Origin of the sequence: Halalkalibaculum sp. DA3122, assembly GCF_043951865.1 — a bacterium.
GTDB lineage: Bacteria > Bacteroidota > Rhodothermia > Balneolales > Balneolaceae > JAMQKA01.
Genome location: NZ_JBINJF010000003.1, coordinates 86,915 through 104,212, shown reverse-complemented (window position 1 = coordinate 104,212; position 17,298 = coordinate 86,915). Strand labels below are relative to the sequence as shown.

The 17,298-nt window shown below is 51.9% G+C and carries 10 protein-coding genes; 5 read left to right on the top strand and 5 right to left on the bottom strand.

Features of this window, described 5'->3' with window-relative positions:
* Positions 1-156 precede the first annotated feature (156 nt).
* Positions 157-2,343 carry a DNA helicase RecQ gene (gene recQ, locus ACG2F4_RS03245; RefSeq protein WP_395258344.1) on the bottom strand — a complete coding sequence of 729 codons (2,187 nt, stop codon included), beginning with the start codon at positions 2,341-2,343 and terminating at the stop codon, positions 157-159.
* A 322-nt stretch (positions 2,344-2,665) separates the two neighbouring features.
* Here recQ and ACG2F4_RS03240 point away from each other — a divergent pair, with 322 nt between their 5' ends.
* From ACG2F4_RS03240 to ACG2F4_RS03225, 4 genes are all read left to right on the top strand, one after another.
* Positions 2,666-3,790 (top strand): hypothetical protein, encoded by a 1,125-nt coding sequence (locus tag ACG2F4_RS03240; RefSeq protein ID WP_395258341.1) that lies wholly within the window; start codon positions 2,666-2,668, stop codon positions 3,788-3,790.
* A 2-nt stretch (positions 3,791-3,792) separates the two neighbouring features.
* Positions 3,793-4,146, top strand: coding sequence for a hypothetical protein (locus tag ACG2F4_RS03235; protein WP_395258338.1), 354 nt, complete (start codon positions 3,793-3,795; stop codon positions 4,144-4,146).
* A complete protein-coding gene (locus tag ACG2F4_RS03230) occupies positions 4,143-5,477 on the top strand; it encodes a hypothetical protein (RefSeq protein ID WP_395258335.1) in 1,335 nt (444 codons plus the stop codon). Before ACG2F4_RS03235 ends, ACG2F4_RS03230 begins: the two co-directional genes overlap by 4 nt.
* Before the next feature lie 685 nt (positions 5,478-6,162).
* Positions 6,163-8,703, top strand: a complete 2,541-nt coding sequence (locus tag ACG2F4_RS03225) for a DUF5916 domain-containing protein (protein WP_395258332.1) — start codon at positions 6,163-6,165, stop codon at positions 8,701-8,703.
* Between the two features lie 286 nt (positions 8,704-8,989).
* Here the strand turns inward: ACG2F4_RS03225 and carB are convergent, their stop codons facing one another.
* Complete coding sequence (gene carB / locus ACG2F4_RS03220; RefSeq protein WP_395258330.1) at positions 8,990-11,827, bottom strand: carbamoyl-phosphate synthase large subunit; 2,838 nt, start codon at positions 11,825-11,827, stop codon at positions 8,990-8,992.
* A 102-nt stretch (positions 11,828-11,929) separates the two neighbouring features.
* Positions 11,930-13,048 (bottom strand): glutamine-hydrolyzing carbamoyl-phosphate synthase small subunit, encoded by a 1,119-nt coding sequence (gene carA, locus ACG2F4_RS03215; protein WP_395258328.1) that lies wholly within the window; start codon positions 13,046-13,048, stop codon positions 11,930-11,932.
* A gap of 601 nt (positions 13,049-13,649) precedes the next feature.
* Between carA and ACG2F4_RS03210 the strand changes: the two genes are divergently transcribed.
* Entirely contained in the window at positions 13,650-14,540 is an 891-nt protein-coding gene (locus ACG2F4_RS03210; RefSeq protein WP_395258326.1) for a sialate O-acetylesterase, read from the top strand.
* A gap of 17 nt (positions 14,541-14,557) precedes the next feature.
* On the opposite strand, the gene ACG2F4_RS03205 is transcribed toward ACG2F4_RS03210, so the two are convergent.
* Positions 14,558-15,829, bottom strand: a complete 1,272-nt coding sequence (locus ACG2F4_RS03205; RefSeq protein WP_395258324.1) for an MgtC/SapB family protein — start codon at positions 15,827-15,829, stop codon at positions 14,558-14,560.
* A gap of 296 nt (positions 15,830-16,125) precedes the next feature.
* Entirely contained in the window at positions 16,126-17,298 is a 1,173-nt protein-coding gene (locus ACG2F4_RS03200; RefSeq protein ID WP_395258322.1) for a M20 family metallopeptidase, read from the bottom strand.

Here is a 17,298-nt window from a genome sequence, read left to right as displayed (position 1 = left end):
TGGGATTGAGACTGCCCGCGGGGTAACTCGTCAAAACGACTGGTTTGCTCGTCCGGCGAATGCCCGGGACTCAATGCAATTTTTTTGACTGCAAAAAAAGGTTCTTTTCAAGGCCCTATTGCGATGATTCTGTCGCGGCAGGCGTCACTGCCGATTTTATCCCGTTGTTGCCAGGTAATAAAGTCTTATAATCTTGAGTTCTTTGTAACTTATGTTGCCGTTCAATTCATCATGAACCGGGCGCAGCAGTTCGGTCCCCACGGTGCTGTACGCCTCCATTACCTCGCTGATCTGCTGCTCGTCCAGTTCCGTGATTTCAAGGAGTCCGTCGGAACGCAGTGCATGCCCTTCAGAAGCGTATTTTCGCAGGTTGTTCAGAATAGTAGAAAGTTTGACGTCATACGAATTCATAAGTGAGGGAATCGACTTCCCTTTGTTATAGGCGTCGCCAACTTCATGGTGACGTTTACGGCCGGTTCGCCCCGAACGATCGGTTCTGTTCGTACTGCCTGAGGATTTCGGTTTTTCCCGGATTCCCTTTTCGTCACAGTAGGCTTCAATAATTTTACTGAATATATCCCCATATTTTTTCAATTTAGCGGAACCGACACCATGAATTTTCCGCATGTTTTGTTCTCCCTGCGGAAAGTAGTGAGCCATCTCTATGAGCGTGGTATCGGGAAAAATGATATAGGGGGGGACATCGTCTTCGTCAGCAAGCTCCTTTCGTTTTTTTCTCAGCAGCTGGAACAGTTCTTCATCGTAGTCCAGTTGATCCGCCGGTACAGTTTTGCCCGACGACCGGTCAGGGCGATCAGGCTGTTGGGTTTTAACCCGGCCGTACAGGGTAGCCTCTCCCTTAAGCAGATTGACACCCTCCTGTGTAAGTTTGAGGCTCCCGTATTCGGGATCGCGCCTGAGGTACCCGTGGATAACGAGCTGCTGTGCCAGCTTGCTCCACTGTTTTTTGGAGTATTCCCGGCCAATACCATGCGTGGAAAGTTGCTGGTGGCCGTGTTCTTTTACTTTCCTGGCGTTTGATCCGCGCAATATATTGGCGATATGGCTGGCTCCGAATAGTTGTTCGGTGCGGACCACACAAGAGAGAAATTTCTGAGCCGGTACTGTCAGGTCCTCCACCTCCCGGACATCGCCGACACAGTTGTCACACATGTCACAGCTGTCGGAGGGATAGGTTTCTCCAAAATAATCCATTAGCGGAATACGACGGCACGCGTTGTTTTCAATAAACTGGAGCAGGGCGTTCAGGTGCCGGCGTGCCACCCGCTGTTCCTTGCCGCTTTTCTGGTCGATGAAGTACTTTATTTTATTGATATCAGAATAGCTGAACAGCATCAGGCAGTCGGCGCGCAGACCGTCGCGACCCGCCCGCCCGATCTGCTGGTAATAGGATTCAATATTTTGGGGCATGTCGTGGTGGATGACAAAGCGGACATCCGGCTTGTTAATCCCCATCCCAAAAGCCACCGTCGCCACTATGATATTAACATCATCCCGGATAAAGGCCTCCTGGTGGCGACTTCGTTCATGCTCGGCAAGCCCCGCGTGATACGGGCGGACCGAGTATCCTTCATGCTCCAGGTCACCCGCCAGCTCGTCAACCTGGCGGCGGGAGAAGCAGTAGATGATGCCCGACTGCTTTTTGTGGTTCTCCAGGAAGTCCAGGACCTGCTCCAGCGGCCGATACTTGTCACGGATTTCCAGGAACAGGTTGGCCCTGTTGAAGCTGGCGATGAAGGTCTCTGTCTCCTTGAGCTGCAGGGTAGCCTTGATATCCTGCTGCACGCGGGGCGTCGCTGTAGCTGTAAGGGCAATCGTTACTGCATTCGGAAAGTTGGTGCGCACATCGGCCAGCTGCCGGTATTCCGGCCTGAAATCGTGCCCCCATTCGGAGATGCAGTGGGCTTCGTCAATGGTGAAACACGCGATCTCGAGCGTTTCGAGCAGTCGCATGGTGCGCTCGAGCATCAGTGTTTCAGGGGCCAGGTAGAGCATGGAGACCTCGCCACGCTTTAATAAATTGATATTATGACGGTATTCCCGGGGTGCGAGTGTACTGTTCAGGTATACGGCATTAATATTGAACTGCTCGAGTTGTTCCACCTGGTCCTTCATCAGCGAGATCAGGGGAGAGACAACAATAGTGAGGCCGTCAAAGATAAGGGCGGGAATCTGGTAACACAGCGATTTCCCCCCGCCGGTGGGCATGACCACAAGGGCATCGTTCTTTTGTAACACGTGATCGATAACCTCCTCCTGCAGGGGACGAAAATCCTTAAATCCGAAAATGTTGGTCAGCGCCTCTCGTGCTTTTTGTATCATAACCTGTATTAAGCGTTAATTTTACGGTACAATAATAATGATATAATCCTTCAATTTTTACTTCAAGTTGATGAAAACAGGTTGTTGAAAAACAAGGGATTTTCCAGAGTTAATACGGGGCCAAATCAGAACACCGCAAATCCCAATATGAAAATTTAGAATGCGCGAAAAAAGGGGTTCGGGTAAAATGTAGTTGTGATTTAAGTAGTTGATAATTATCCTTTTAGATCTGCTGGGCAGATGGGAATGTTTGATTAAAGCAGCACATCTGTCCTGACTCAGTACTTAGACTCATCTTCAATATTATTTAACTGCAGGGATTATGTTTGGGATAGAAGCTCTCGAGGTCGTCATCGGTCTTATATTTGTATACCTGCTCTTCAGCTTGTTTGTGAGCATTGTGAATGAAATCATCAACCAGTTCCTGAAGATACGGGGCAAAGAGCTGCGTTTTTCAATAGAACGGATGATCGGGAAAGCCCTGCGCGATCAATTTTACGAGAACCCGAAGATCAACAAGACCAAATACCGTTCGAGCTTTTTTTACGGCACCCCCTTTTGGGGAATTTACTTGTGGATCAGGACAAAGTTTTCAAGAGATATTGACGTCAGGGGCGATGACCTGAAGAAGAAAATTACCAACAACGCCTACCCCTCAGAAATTTCTCCAACTACATTCGCCGATACCCTGATAGAAATTATCCGGGATAAGAAGCAGCGGGACGAGCTGTTCAGGCAAGCGCCGTTTTTGGAACAAATATATGAACGGGCCGATGGAGAGATTGAGGTCCTCCGCAATGAGATTGAAGACTGGTTCAATGAAATTATGGCGTATACCAGCGAGTGGTACAAGCAAAAACTTCGGTATGTATTGCTGGCGCTGGGATTCCTGACCGCCGCCGGTTTCAATGTCGATGCCATTACAATTTTTAAAACACTGGCCAATAATCCGGAAACGAGGAGAGCGGTTGTGCAGCAGGCTGAGGGATTTATTGAGTCTCACAACCTGGAAGAGGGCGTGGTTGTCGAAGTCGCCGTCGCTGATACTGCTGGAACCACTACAAGTACCAGCCACACCCTCAAAAGCAGTTATGCCATCCATGATTTCCTGCGGAGCCAATACGAGCATTGTGGTAACACCACGGCTTGCGTAGACTCTGTAAATGCCGCGTATCCAATCCTGGCGCGGATAGACCGAAGCTATGAAACGATACACGCGCTCGTGCAAGAAGATATTGAACAGGTTTCATCGGTACTTGGACTGGGATGGGGAAACCTGTCCGGTAAAACCGGATTTTGGGATTGGGTGTTACGGGTGATCGGGTGGGCCGTAACGGCCGTAGCGATCAGTCTTGGAGCTCCATTTTGGTTCGACCTGTTGAAGAGAGTAATCAACCTCAAGAATGAGATTACAAAAGGAAAAGATACCGCAACCCAACCCAAGTAAGTATGCGTAAAACCTATCGCTATAAAGACCTGGAATTTCCGGTTGCAGATGATGAGGATGTGCAGCTTACAGTGGAGTTCGTTTCCGATGGAAACATGGTACAAACCGTGATAAATACGCCCGGGGACAATGATCCCGAAATTGAGGGAGAAGGTACAAGGGTCCTCGGCAAGGGGATGGACCTGCGCGATACCCAGACGATCTGTTTTTCAGATGTGGCAAATCCTGTACCCGAAGAGGATCATGTTCGAATTAACTTTAAAATCAATGACAAGCTGATTGTTGAGCACTCGAATGAAAAGTCGGAAGAGGAGCGTCCCTACATTGTACTGGCAATTAAATTTCCCAACAAATGAGACGTCTTGTCTTTGTTCTGGTCATTAGTTGTTTGGCATCGGTTGCATTTGCACAAGATCGTCTTGAGGATATAACTGCCCCGAGCTCTCCAGCCTCGGCATTAATTGGTGTGCAGCCCCAGTCCGTGCTCTCTCCCAAATCTTATAGCGCCCTGGAAGCAGCTCTTTTTTCCAATTTTCTCAACAGCAGGGGCGAAACAGTCCTGCCTAACGATTTTGGTATCGAGTTCACCCCGTACTGGGCCAGTGACCACAGCCTGAGCATCGAAGAATATCTCTACCCGCAAAATGTCTGGAGCGGTCAAATAGTGCGAAATTCCTCTTTTTCGATGGCCACGACCCAGAATTTTCGTCTTGCAGACAGTACCACCACCAGCGGGTTAAGCGCTGGATACCGCACAACCCTTTATATTGGGAATAAAAAAGATCGCGAGGTAATAGACCGATTTCGCCAGCAGATAGCGAAAAATCAAAAGGTGCAGGCCAGGATCGGGGCCGGGGCCAATCAGCTGGTTTTTCAACCGGAGATCCAGAGCAGGTCAGATTTTATCGAGGCTATCCGCCCGGTGATAGCAGATGCACTTGAGGATCTGTATATGGTGGATTCCACGCAGCTGATTGAGGCTCAGGTTAACACCATATTGGCCGACAGTAGCACACTTCCGACCTATAACAGCGACGTGGATGGGTTTTTGGATGCCTTTATGAATATGGTGGACCAGAACCTGACGGAAGCGGACAGGAAGCTGAATGCACAGCAGGTGTTTGATAATTTTAAAGCCTATATTAAAAACCGGCAGGGATTTTCGTTGGATGTGGCTTATGGATTTTTTCTGAATTTTCCCGCCAATAACTTCAGCTCGGCGGTGGCCCCGCGTCATGCACTTTGGGTCACCCCTTCCTACCGGTTTAAAGATGATATGAGCAGATTGAAGCTCATGGGGGTATTCCGTTTTGAGACCTACAATACCGGTTATTACAAAGAGTACTTTCCCACCTCCGAAGTATTTGAGCATAATTTTGATTACGGGATCGCCGTTGCGGGAGATTTCGAACGCTTCTCTTTGCAAATAGAGGCCGTGGGACGAAGTGGAAACGCGCTCATCCCGGCTGGCAGGGATCAGCAAGGCAACCAGCTGTTTCGCAAAGCTGGCCGCTCCGATTTTCAGGCAATCGGGACCTTCGTGTATCGCCTGAACGATCGGTTGGCACTGACCTACAGCCTTGGAGACAGCTTCGAGTCGATCGTTAATTCGGAAAATACCCTGGTTTCCCTGCTCTCACTCAATTTCGGTTTTGGAGGACCTACACGGGAGGATATAAGTGAGTAGGCCAAGCGGGACGCCGGCGCCCTATTGGCTGCCTTTGGTGTGCGCGACGCGGCTATTATGGATGTATTGACAGGCAGCTACCCTCCACAGGGAAAGCTGTCGTTTCGGTCATTGAGCAGGATCCCGACGCTCCGGGATACCCCGGGGAGCATACCTTGTATCCTTTTGGCTATGGATTGAGCTACGAACCCGGATTATTCACGAACAATATTCATTGATACCATACATCGATGTTTAACAATTAGGCTAGCTTGTAGTGAAGAAAGATATTTAATTTTATCCTTTTCCCGGCACGGCGGAATTTTTCACTGTGCTTGGTTGAAGTTGAGATAGCTCATTCAACGTATAGGAATACGTTCCACTCACTATTTCAACTTCGTCATGCAGATGAAAAAATATTGGTGAATAATCCAGGCTAAAAAGCCATTGTTTTAAAGAGGGCTTTGCAAAACCCTCACTTCTTCGTTCCGAGGGAGTTGTACTCCCGTTAAAAGGTCACCAAGGTCGGTAGTACAACTACCTCCCAACAAAATAGCAGGTTCTGCAAAGGTCTCTTAAAGTTTATACAGGTTTTCCAAGTTCGTTATATTAAAGAACCTGTTAAACTTCAATTTTGGATCAAATACAACGAAAAACTTAAATTATCGGGCAAGTCAATATTTTACATGCCTTTAACAGTCATGCCATGTTTATATACAGATTTCTGGTTATAGCGTTCATTTTACTGCTCTTTATTCAGGTGGATGTCAATTTTGCCCAGGGTAATAGTGAGATTCCTGCAACAAAAATCGATGAACCGGTTTCAATTAATGGCATGCTGGACGAGGCTATTTGGAAAGAGGCACAACCGGTTACCGGGTTTCAGCAGTTTGAACCGAATGAGGGTTCCCCCGCCTCCCAACGTACTGAAGTCCGGGTGTTGTACGGAGAGGGGAATGTTTATATAGGGGCGATACTCCATGATCAAAGGCCATCCGAAATACAACAGACGCTGGGCCGACGGGATGAGTATAATCAGGCCGACTGGTTTCTGGTATCTATTGATTCATACTTTAACAAACGAACTGCTTACACATTTGGACTGAATGCTGCCGGGGTCCAGTTTGATGCTCTTCGTTCGGGAGGCGGTGGCGGGGGAGGGGATGCCCCACCCGGCATGGATCCTTCCTGGGATGCGGTGTGGGAATCCGCCGTTTCGGTTAACGATGAAGGCTGGGTTGTGGAGATGAGAATTCCCAACAGCATGTTGCGTTTTCCTGATACCGATCTCCAGACATGGGGTATCCATTTTACCCGCCGCATTCCGAGGCTGGGGGAAGTAGTAGAGTGGCCACTGGTTTCCCGGGCGGACCGATCTAATCTGGTGGCCCGGTTCGGCCGGTTGACTCAAATCGAGAATATTGAGCCGAAACCCAATATCCAGGTGAGGCCCTATACCGTTGCCGGACTCACCTCGCAGGAGAGCCTGCAGGATCCCGGCCGGGCCGATGTCAGTACAAATATGGACCTGGGTGGAGATCTCAAGATCGGTCTTGGACCGAACATTACCCTCGACGCCACGATCAACCCGGATTTCGGACAGGTGGAATCCGATCCGGCGGTGCTCAATCTTACAGCGTTTGAAACTTTTTTTGACGAGAAGCGACCCTTTTTTATTGAAGGGATACAGATTTACGAATTTTCCGTGGGACCCGGTGAACTGCTGTATACCCGTCGGATCGGTGCAGAGGCACCCATTATCGGGGCGACAAAGCTGTCTGGCCGAACCGAAAGTGGAACTTCTTTTGGTATTCTCGGGGCCACTTCGGGCAGTGATTTTGACCCGAGCCGCAATTACGGGGCGGCACGGGTACGCCAGCAGATCGGCTCCGTTTCAGAGGCCGGAGCGATAGTAACCGGCTATGATGCTCCTTCGCCCGACGGTACCGGGCGGATTCAAACTGCCAGCGGGGGAGTTGACTGGGATATTCGTTTCCTTGACAACCGCTACGGGGTGGAAGGGTTTTCGGCCTTTACCCACCGAAACTGGACAGCTCCGGGCCGAAGCTCCAGCACCGGGATGGCCGGGAAAGTCTGGCTCCGAAAGCGCCAGGGTATCCTAAACGGTTTTGTTGGGCTGGATCTGTTTGGGGATGAATTTGATCCCAACGATATCGGCCAGCTAAGGGAGAATAATTTTATCGCCAATCTATACCGGTTAGAATACCAAATCAACAGGGGGGAGCCATTCGGACCCCTGCGACGTGCTGACGTCGAAGCATTTGGCATTCAGCAATTTTCCTATGACGAGAGGCTCAATTTGGGATTCTCACTTGAACTTACGTCTTCCTGGATGACCATGGAGTTCCAGGAAATCGAGTTTGGCATGAATATCGAACGCCCGTTTGGAGGATATGACCTGTTTGAAACGCGTGGACTGGGTCCCTGGGCACGGCCTGCCTCCTACCAGCTTGTGGGGGAATTTAACACCGACGAACGCCGTCAGTGGCAGGTACAGCCAGAGGCATCCTACACCTGGCATGAAGATGGAGGACAGGGATATGCTTTTGGGTTCTGGGGCGACTGGAATATCGGGACCCGGTTGAACCTGTATGCGAACCTGGAGGGGGAATGGGAAGAAGATGTCACGGCCTGGGCTTCCAACGAGTCGTTCCGATATACCGGCTCCGAGTGGGAGATTGGAGAGCGCTCGGCCTCGCCGGATCAGCTTGCCGACGGTGAGTACAGAACACTGGAGAACCAGGGCCGCCTGAATACCATTTTTGCAAATATTTCACCTTATAACGGCAACACCTGGTACACCCCGGTATTTGGCCGGCGCGACACCCGCTCGCTCGATCTCACCCTGCGCAGCGACGTAACCTTTACCCCAAAACTTTCGCTGCAACTCTACAGTCAGCTGTTTTTAGCCCGGGGGCGTTACCAGGATTTCAAGATTATGCAGGACTGGGACCAACTGGCAGGATATTCGTCCTACCCGAAGCGATCAGAGTTCTCGTTGAGTAGTCTTCAGTCAAACGTCGTACTGCGCTGGGAATATCAGCCGGGTTCCAATATCTATCTGGTTTGGACCCACGGTCGTCAGTTGCGGGAAAGCCTGAATCCCCTGGCTCCGTACGGCCGCTCCCCGTATGGGCGTTCTATCAATCAACGTATCAACGATACCTTTGAGATCTTTCCCGAAAATGCTCTGCTGCTGAAGATAGAGTACACCTTTTTGTATTGATCAAGAGAGAAGTCCAGGTTGCGGCAAGGCGGAGGGAACGCAAAAAAATCACCTGATGATTATTGCGTTTTTTCCGGTAGAAAATGAACAAGGAAAGTGGATGAAAAGGCCCCGACAAGAAAATAGGGCTGTTCTCCCAATCGAGATGTTCCCTTAGGCTTGATCCCAAAGTGATCCCTGTATCCGGAAAAAAGCAACCTTGACTTTTTGCCCCCTCCTCAACAAAAAAAGATCCATCCCGAAGTTGTCAGGATGGATCTTGCGATTTGAAGTATAAAAGGCAAGCCTACTTGCTCAGGTACAGGTTCTTGAACTCATACGGCTTTTTGAAGTGCTCGTCGTTGAAATCTTCGGCAAAGTAGATTGTTTCACCGGTCGACTTCATCTCGGGTCCCAGTTCTTTCTTGACTTCCGGGAATTTGTTGAAGGGGAATACCGGCTCCTTGATCGCCCACTTGGTCAGCTTGGATTTGAGATCTTCTTCCGGGAAGTCTTTGAGCTTGGCTCCCAGCATCACCTTCACCGCAATACGCGCCTCTGGCCGCTGTGTGGCTTTGGCCAGGAACGGGATGGTACGGGTAGAGCGCGGGTTGGCCTCAAGTACATATACCTGGTCCCCTTTTACGGCATACTGCACATTCAGGAACCCGATAATGCCCATGTTGCTGGCGATCTTTTCGTGGTACTCCTTGATTTTATCGAGGGCAGTATCGCTCAGGGAGTAGGTCGGGATTACCGCGGTAGAGTCGCCCGAGTGGACGCCCGCCGGTTCAATATGCTGCATGATGCCGGCGATATGCAGCTGGTCGCCGTCATAAACCGCATCTACATCCACCTCAACCGCATCTTCAAGGAAGCGGTCGATCAGGAAGTCGTTTTCCGGGTGGGTTTTCAGGATCGATTCGGTATATCCCCTGAGCTCTTCCTCTTTGATAGCGATGCGCATACCCTGCCCCCCGAGTACATAGCTGGGACGAATAAGGACCGGGTAGCCGATCTCCCGGGCCACATCCAGGGCGCCTTCGACTGTTCGGGCGGTGCCGTAGTCCGGGAACGGGATATCGAGTCGTTCAAGAAAGTCGGAGAATGCACCGCGATCTTCGGCAAAATTGATCTTTTCGAACGGCGTTCCGAAAATCTTGATGCCCTCCTCTACAAAGCGCTTGCCGAGCTTGAGTGCTGTCTGCCCGCCCACTTGCAGGATCACGCCCTCCGGCTGTTCATACTCGATAATATCGAGCACGCGCTCCCAGTACACCGGTTCGAAGTATAGCTTGTCCGCAATATCGAAGTCGGTGGAGACGGTCTCGGGATTACAGTTGACCATAATCGCCTCGTAGCCCATCTCCTGGACGGCTGCTACAGCATGCACACAGGTATAGTCAAATTCAATACCCTGCCCGATGCGGTTCGGTCCGCTGCCGAGGATCAGCACCTTTTTCCTGTCGGAGACTTCGCTTTCGTTTTCGCCCTCGTATGAGGAGTAGAAGTAGGGAGTCTCGGCGGGAAACTCGGCCGCACAGGTATCCACAACCTTAAAGACCGGCTTGAGTCCGAGCTCTTTTCGTCTTTCCCGTACATCATATTCACTTACCGGGCCGTTGCTCTGGCTCAGCATCCAGGCGATCTGGGTATCGCTGAAACCGGCTTGTTTAAGCTCGTAGAGGTCGTCTTTGCTGATGCTGTCCAGCGACTGGCCCTCTGTTCGGTTTTCGAGTGAAACCATGTACCGGATCTGCTGGAGGAACCAGGGGTCGATCTTGGTAATATCGGCAATTTCTTCAACCGAGGCTCCCAGCTTGAAGGCGTGACGTATATTCAGGAGCCGGTCCCAGTACGGTTTCATGAGGCGTTCCCGCACGGTTTTACGGTCGATCTCCTCGTATCCGTCAGCCCCGAGACCGGCACGACCGATTTCGAGCGACTGCCAGGCTTTGTTAAGGGCTTCCGGGAAGTTTCGCCCGATCGACATCACTTCGCCCACCGCCTTCATCTGGGTGGTCAGTTCTTCATCCACGCCGGGAAATTTATCGAAGTTGAAGCGGGGCGCCTTTACAATGACATAGTCGATGGAGGGTTCAAAGCAGGCGGAGGATACGCCGGTGATCGGGTTTGGAAGTTCGTGCAGGTCGTAACCGACCGCGAGCTTGGTTGCAATTTTGGCGATCGGGTAGCCGGTGGCCTTGGAGGCCAGGGCAGAGGAGCGGCTGACGCGCGGGTTGATCTCAATCGCCACAAAACGGTCGGAGCCCGGTTCCACGGCAAACTGCACGTTACACCCCCCGGCAAACTCGCCGATGGAGTTCATCATCTTTATGGCGGCATCGCGCAGCATCTGGAATTGCTTGTCGGTCAGCGTCTGGGAGGGGGCCACGGTCACCGAGTCACCGGTGTGCACGCCCATCGGGTCGATATTCTCCACGGTACAGACAATGACGACCGTGTCGTTGGGATCGCGCAGCAGCTCCAGCTCGTACTCTTTCCACCCGAAGATGCTTTCCTCGATGAGCACCTGGTGAACGGGACTCAACTCCAGCCCCCGCAGGACCTTGCGTTCAAACTCATCCTCGCTCCAGACGATACCGCCCCCGTCGCCGCCCATCGTAAAAGAGGGGCGGATGACAATCGGGAGGCCGCCCAGCTCTTCGGTAATCTCCTTGGCCTCCAGCAGGGAGTCGGCGATGCGGCTGTGGCACTGCGGAATGTCGATCTCGTCCATCAGGTCGCGGAACGCCTGCCGGTCTTCGGTGATCTCGACAGCGTCGATGTTGACACCGATGATCTCGATGCCGTTTTCTTCCCAGAAGTTTTCCTGCTGCAGGTCCCGCGTCAGGTTTAGTCCGGTTTGCCCGCCCATGGTGGGGAGAACGGCATCAGGAGATTCCTTTTCTACAATTTCCTTGATAGAATCGGTAGTCAGCGGTTTCAGGTAGACCTCGTCGGCCATAAGGGGGTCGGTCATGATGGTGGCCGGGTTCGAGTTGATAAGCACGACCTCGTAGCCGTCTTCCATCAGTGAGCGACATGCCTGTGATCCGGAATAGTCGAATTCGCAAGCTTGTCCAATTACGATGGGTCCTGAACCGATAATGAGAATTTTGTGGATGTCGTCGCGTCTTGGCATTTTATTTTTTAGGGTTCTGTTCTTTTGATCAAATTTGGATTTATGTGAGGCACAGGTCGGTTGGAGCGCTACAGGCCCGCGCCCGTGTGGTTGCGGACTGGTCTAAACCAGCTCTTCCTTATGCTCCCGGATCATATCCAGGAATTGGTCAAAGAGATAGGAAGAGTCGTGCGGGCCGGGAGACGCCTCCGGGTGATATTGCACGGAGAATCCCGGAAAGTTTTTAAAACGGAGGCCCTCAATGGTATCGTCATTCAGATTCACATGGGTGATTTCCACTTTTGATTCGTCGAGTGCATCTTCGTCTACGGCAAATCCGTGGTTCTGCGTGGTAATCTCCACGTTCCCGGTTTCCTGGTTTTTCACCGGCTGGTTGGCTCCCCGGTGGCCGACATACATTTTCATGGTCGGGATCCCTTCAGAGAGGGCCATCAGCTGGTGCCCCAGGCAGATGCCGAACATCGGCTTGCCGGTCTCCTTGGCATAATTGACGGTTTCGAGGGCGTACTGGCTGGTGGCATCGGGATCGCCGGGTCCGTTACTGAAGAAAAAGCCATCGGGATTCCATTCCTCGATCTCATCGATGTAATCCCCTTTGGCGGGAAAAATACGCAGTGTGCACCCGCGCTTGTTCAGGTTGTTGATAATATTCTGTTTGATTCCGTAATCAAAAGCGGCCACTTTGTAGGGACCGTCGCTGTGGATGGTCTGCGGTTCCTGCCGGGTTACCTTGGTGGCCAGTTCGAGCCCTTTCATCTGTGGCCATTCCCGGGCTTTTTTAACGAGTTTTTCTTCATCCAGTTCTTCCGACGAAATGACCGCATTCATGACGCCCTTGGCCCGTATGTGGCGTACCAGTTTGCGGGTGTCGACACCGGTGATGCCAACGAGTTCATTTCGTTTCAGGTATTCCTGAAGGCTGCCGTCGGCCTGGGGATTGCTGAACTCCCAGGAAAACGAGCGTACAATGAGTCCGGCGATCATCACTTTTCGGGCTTCATCGTCGCGGCTCATGGTGCCGTAGTTTCCGATATGGGGATAGGTCATCATCATAAGCTGCCCGTAGTAGCTGGGGTCGGTAAATATTTCCTGGTACCCGGTCATGCTGGTGTTGAAACAGAGTTCACCACCGGTGGTACCTTTCTTGCCGATGGCGTATCCATGTTCGACGGTACCGTCGGAAAGTGCAATTATGGCTTTATCGCGAGGGTAAAGGGACATTATCTTTGATGGAGTGTTGTTAACGGGTTGCGGTTTATATCTAAAAAAAATCCGACAACAAAAAATGTGTCGGATTGAGAGAAAGAAGGGTGAAGTGTGTTGATCAAAAATTTTTTGAAAAGAGAAGCCCAATGCTTTAAAAAGCATGATTTGGGTATCGCATCCGGCTTCATTTTATAAAACAAATGCAGGTCGTTTTGAGTGTTCACGTAATTAAGTCCAAAACTGGTCAAATATATAAACTCCCTACTCTATATTCAACGCATTTTTTAAAAACGTGGAGACTCGCTTTTAGAGGGTTTTAGGGAGGAGGGAATACTCGATTTGTCGTTTTTAAGACGTTGTACGTCTGCTTGCCCCCCCCAGTAAAATCAACTCCCAACAAAGCAGGAGGTTCTATACCACCCTTTACCTGATCTGTCTGTGCAGTGCGGTAGTATCCGTGTTCACACGTCAGTGAAAGGTCGAGATCCGGGATCTGGCGTGACACCAGCAGCGGGTTGGTAAAACTCCTTTCGCTGGTGGAATTGCTGTTATACCGAACTCGGCGTACTTTTCACGGAGTGCCGAGTTATCCTCTTTACAATGAGCCTGTAAGCCGATGACTGATGATATTTCCCGTTCATCCCTCGAAAAAGAATCCAGCTCCGGAAGCTATCCGCTGTATATCCTTGCGGGTCAGTCGAATATGGACGGCATGGGATTTGTCTTGGAACTGCCCCCCGATCTTAACCGCACGCAGGAGAATGTCCTTATCTACAATCCCAACCGCAAAGATGACGGGGAGCCGCCAGAGGATATCGGACGATGGGTGGAGCTTGGTCCCGGTCACGGGTACGGGCACCGTTTTATCAGGAATGAGGAGGGGGAGATGAGCCTCCCCTCCGGCCGCTTTGGTCCGGAGCTGGCATTTGCAGCTCGTATTCGTACCCTCCATGCAGGCCGGGGAGTGGCTCTTTTAAAATACGCCAGGAGTGGCTCCTCCATTCACCCGGAGACGCCTGATGACTGGGGTTGCTGGGATCCGGATGTTGAGGATGTCAACCAGTGGACACATTTCAAATATTACTATCGGCGGGCAGTTTCCCGCGCCGGTCGTGACCGGGATGGAGAGGTCCTGAAGTTGAGCCCGGCCGGTATACTTTGGGTGCAGGGAGAGAGTGACGCTGCTTATACAAAGGAGATCGCGGAGGCATATGAGGAAAACCTGGAAAAGATCATTGGTCGCATGCGAAAGCTGACGGGCCATCCCCAGCTTCCGGTTGTCATCGCCGGTGTTTCAGAAACCGGCCGGGAAGAGGGGCGTCCGGCCCTGCCGTGGGCGGGTATTGTCCGGCAAGCCCAGGAAAAGGTGGCAGGTAATGATGCCTGTGCGGCCTTTGTTCGCCCCCCGGAAGGGCACGGATGGATCGATCCCTGGCATTACGACAGCCAAACATATATTGAGCTGGGCCGGCGAATGGCGGAGGCGATGGCTGAACTGGTCTCATAATCAGGGGAGAACTGGCGTCACACAAAGGGAATCAGTGAGAGGACTCCAGCTGCTGAAATCATGAGTACGAGCCATATCAGGGACTTGCTTTTCCTGAATCCCGCCCAAAAGACAAAGAGGCCCGCTTTGACAAAAGTATTGGCAATTACTGCAATTATGATGCCTGATACCGCAACCTGGGGATCGGTTTCATTTTGTGCCATGCGGGAGAGGGAGAGCGTAATCGCATCGACATCCATCAGCCCGGAAAAGAGAGCCAGCAGGTATATCCCCTGATTGCCGTACCACTTTTCCATCGCCGTTGCCAGCAGCAGGATAAGTCCCAGCAGCAGTCCAAATTGGATGGCTGTAAAAAGCTGGAGTGGGTTTTTCAGTTCAAGGGTCGGTTGGTCCCGGGAAAACTCCTTGTGGCGACTCCATAGCCAAATTCCACCACCCGCGGTCAGTACCAGCATTACTGCGAGCGGGATCCAGAGGGGATGCAACAGCTCTGCATTTACGATGGCGACCTCAACAGCCACCCTGACGAACATGATGGAAGAAGCGACCAGCACCCCGGCGATAAAGATAGTGCTGAGCGCCTGTTTTTGCTGGCGTGCAAACTGGGCCAGGCTGAGCGTAACCGCTGTGGAGGAGGCCAGTCCCCCGGTGATCGAGGTCAACAGGGTGCCCAGCCGTTCTCCCTTGTACTTGATAAGAACATATCCGGCAAACGAAAGGCCCGAAATAAGCACCACCATCCACCATATCCAATAGGGATTAAGGGTTTCCCAGGGACCGTAGCCCCTGTTGGGAAGGAGAGGCAGGAACAGAACGGAGATGACCAACAGTTTGATACCGGCATAGATTTCTTTGACCTCAATCATGCGAAGCCATCGGTGCAGTACCGGTTTTAGGCTGAGAAGAACCATCACCAGTACGGCCGCTCCAAGGGCATAAATACGATAGTCACTGGTTGCCCAGGCACCCAGAGCAAACGTCAGCAAGAGTGCTATTTCGGTGGTAATACCGACATCCTTGTCTTCGCGGACGGTGGCTTCAACCATATAGGAGGTGACAATGAGGGCCGCAAGGGCCAGCAGGATCACCCCCAGGAACCAATCCGCGATATAGTGGGTCATCTCGGCGGAAAGTCCCCCGAGAAGTCCCACAAGGCTGAAGGTCCGGATTCCGGCCACGCGGTCTCCTTCATCCTCCTTGCGCCCGGTCCACCCGCGCTCAATACCGATGAGCAGTCCCACACCGAGGGCCGAAAGCAAGTTCCACAGTACCGCCGCTTCTGTTTCCATCTATAATACCGATTTACATTTGATGATCGGGAGTTTTGGTTTTCCCCATCGCTGATTTAAATCCGGAATATATGCGCGTTCGTTCTGTCTCCGGTTATTGTGCAATAAAATGATGAAGGTCGGATTATTATACCGAATGCCGAGGTTAAGAATAGTAAGGAATCTTTGCAGAATCTGCTATTTTGTTGGGAGGGGTTGTACCACCGACCTTGGTGACCTTTAAACGGGAGTACAACTTCCTCAGAACGAAGATTTAAGGGTTTTGCGAAACCCTAAGTAAAATAAAGCTTCTGCGGTCAACCTGTGAATTTTTCCGGGTCGGGCGTCAAAAGGAGCAGGGCAAGCAGAGCCGTGCGCCGGACCGTCTCTTCCAGGAATATTTTTTCATCCGGACTGTGTGCTCCTTCGCCAACGGCTCCGAGGCCGTCCAGGGTGGCGGCATGCTGGCTGGTCAGGTTGCCGTCCGAAGCACCGCCGGAAGTGGCTTGTTTGAGCTCCATCCCCAGCAAGCGGCCGTGGGCTTTGGCGGTGTGCCATAACCGGCGATTACGCTCGTTTTGGGTCATCGGCTCGCGGCCGAATCCTCCCGAAATATCCACCGATACCTCCGGGGTGGAGGGGGACAAGTTTTTGATTGCTTCTTCAATTTTCCGGGCATCTTTCTTGTTCAGGACGCGGACGTCGACATCAGCCGAGCTTTCCGGGGCCACTACGTTCGTTCGGATACCCCCGTCAACTTTGCCCACGTTGACGGTAATGCCGTGTTCCGGGTCATTTAGCTGAAAAAGCTGCTGGATCAGGTACGAAAGTTCGAGGATCGCGCTCCGTCCCTTTTCCGGTTCCAGTCCGGCGTGGGAGGATTTCCCGGTAACCCGCAGTACAAAGTGTCCCACTCCCTTGCGGCGTGTTTTAATCCTCCCGTCCCTGCCCATCGACGGTTCAAGTACAAACACCCGATGTACGACCCGGGCCAGCCAGGTGATCCGTTTTTTGGAATCGGTACTGCCGGTTTCCTCGTCTGAATTTATGAAAAGGATCGGTTGAAGAGGCGGATCGATACCGAGTTCTTTTAGCACTTTCAGGGCTGTCAGCATCATGGTGACGCCGGCTTTCATGTCGTAGATGCCGGGACCGGTGATGACATTTCCATTCCGGGCGAACGGCATGCTCTCGAGGGTTCCCGCCGGCCAGACGGTATCGATATGGCCAAGCATCAGCTGGTACCCGCCTGCCTGGGGGGGCGATGGCCGCGCATAAAGCTGTCCTCCGCTGGTATCCCCCGGGTAAACCGAGCTCGTAAAGTTCAGGTCGGTCAATACACTCTGGATCTGCTCGAACAGGGTGCGGTGTGAATGCGGCTCGTGGGGTGGTGTTTCTATCTTTACCAGCTGCTCCAGCAGGTCCAGGAACCAGGATTCCTCCTCCTGGCAGGTTTTTAAAATACGTGTTGCCGTATCTTGATCAACCAT

Bases quoted from the DNA above. Each gene is read 5' to 3' on its own strand.
- recQ (WP_395258344.1), bottom strand. From the start codon at position 2,343: ATGATACAAAAAGCACGAGAGGCGCTGACCAACATTTTCGGATTTAAG.
- carB (WP_395258330.1), bottom strand. From the start codon at position 11,827: ATGCCAAGACGCGACGACATCCACAAAATTCTCATTATCGGTTCAGGA.
- ACG2F4_RS03225 (WP_395258332.1), top strand. From the start codon at position 6,163: ATGTTTATATACAGATTTCTGGTTATAGCGTTCATTTTACTGCTCTTT.
- ACG2F4_RS03200 (WP_395258322.1), bottom strand. From the start codon at position 17,298: ATGGTTGATCAAGATACGGCAACACGTATTTTAAAAACCTGCCAGGAG.
- ACG2F4_RS03230 (WP_395258335.1), top strand. From the start codon at position 4,143: ATGAGACGTCTTGTCTTTGTTCTGGTCATTAGTTGTTTGGCATCGGTT.
- ACG2F4_RS03235 (WP_395258338.1), top strand. From the start codon at position 3,793: ATGCGTAAAACCTATCGCTATAAAGACCTGGAATTTCCGGTTGCAGAT.
- ACG2F4_RS03240 (WP_395258341.1), top strand. From the start codon at position 2,666: ATGTTTGGGATAGAAGCTCTCGAGGTCGTCATCGGTCTTATATTTGTA.
- ACG2F4_RS03210 (WP_395258326.1), top strand. From the start codon at position 13,650: ATGACTGATGATATTTCCCGTTCATCCCTCGAAAAAGAATCCAGCTCC.
- ACG2F4_RS03205 (WP_395258324.1), bottom strand. From the start codon at position 15,829: ATGGAAACAGAAGCGGCGGTACTGTGGAACTTGCTTTCGGCCCTCGGT.
- carA (WP_395258328.1), bottom strand. From the start codon at position 13,048: ATGTCCCTTTACCCTCGCGATAAAGCCATAATTGCACTTTCCGACGGT.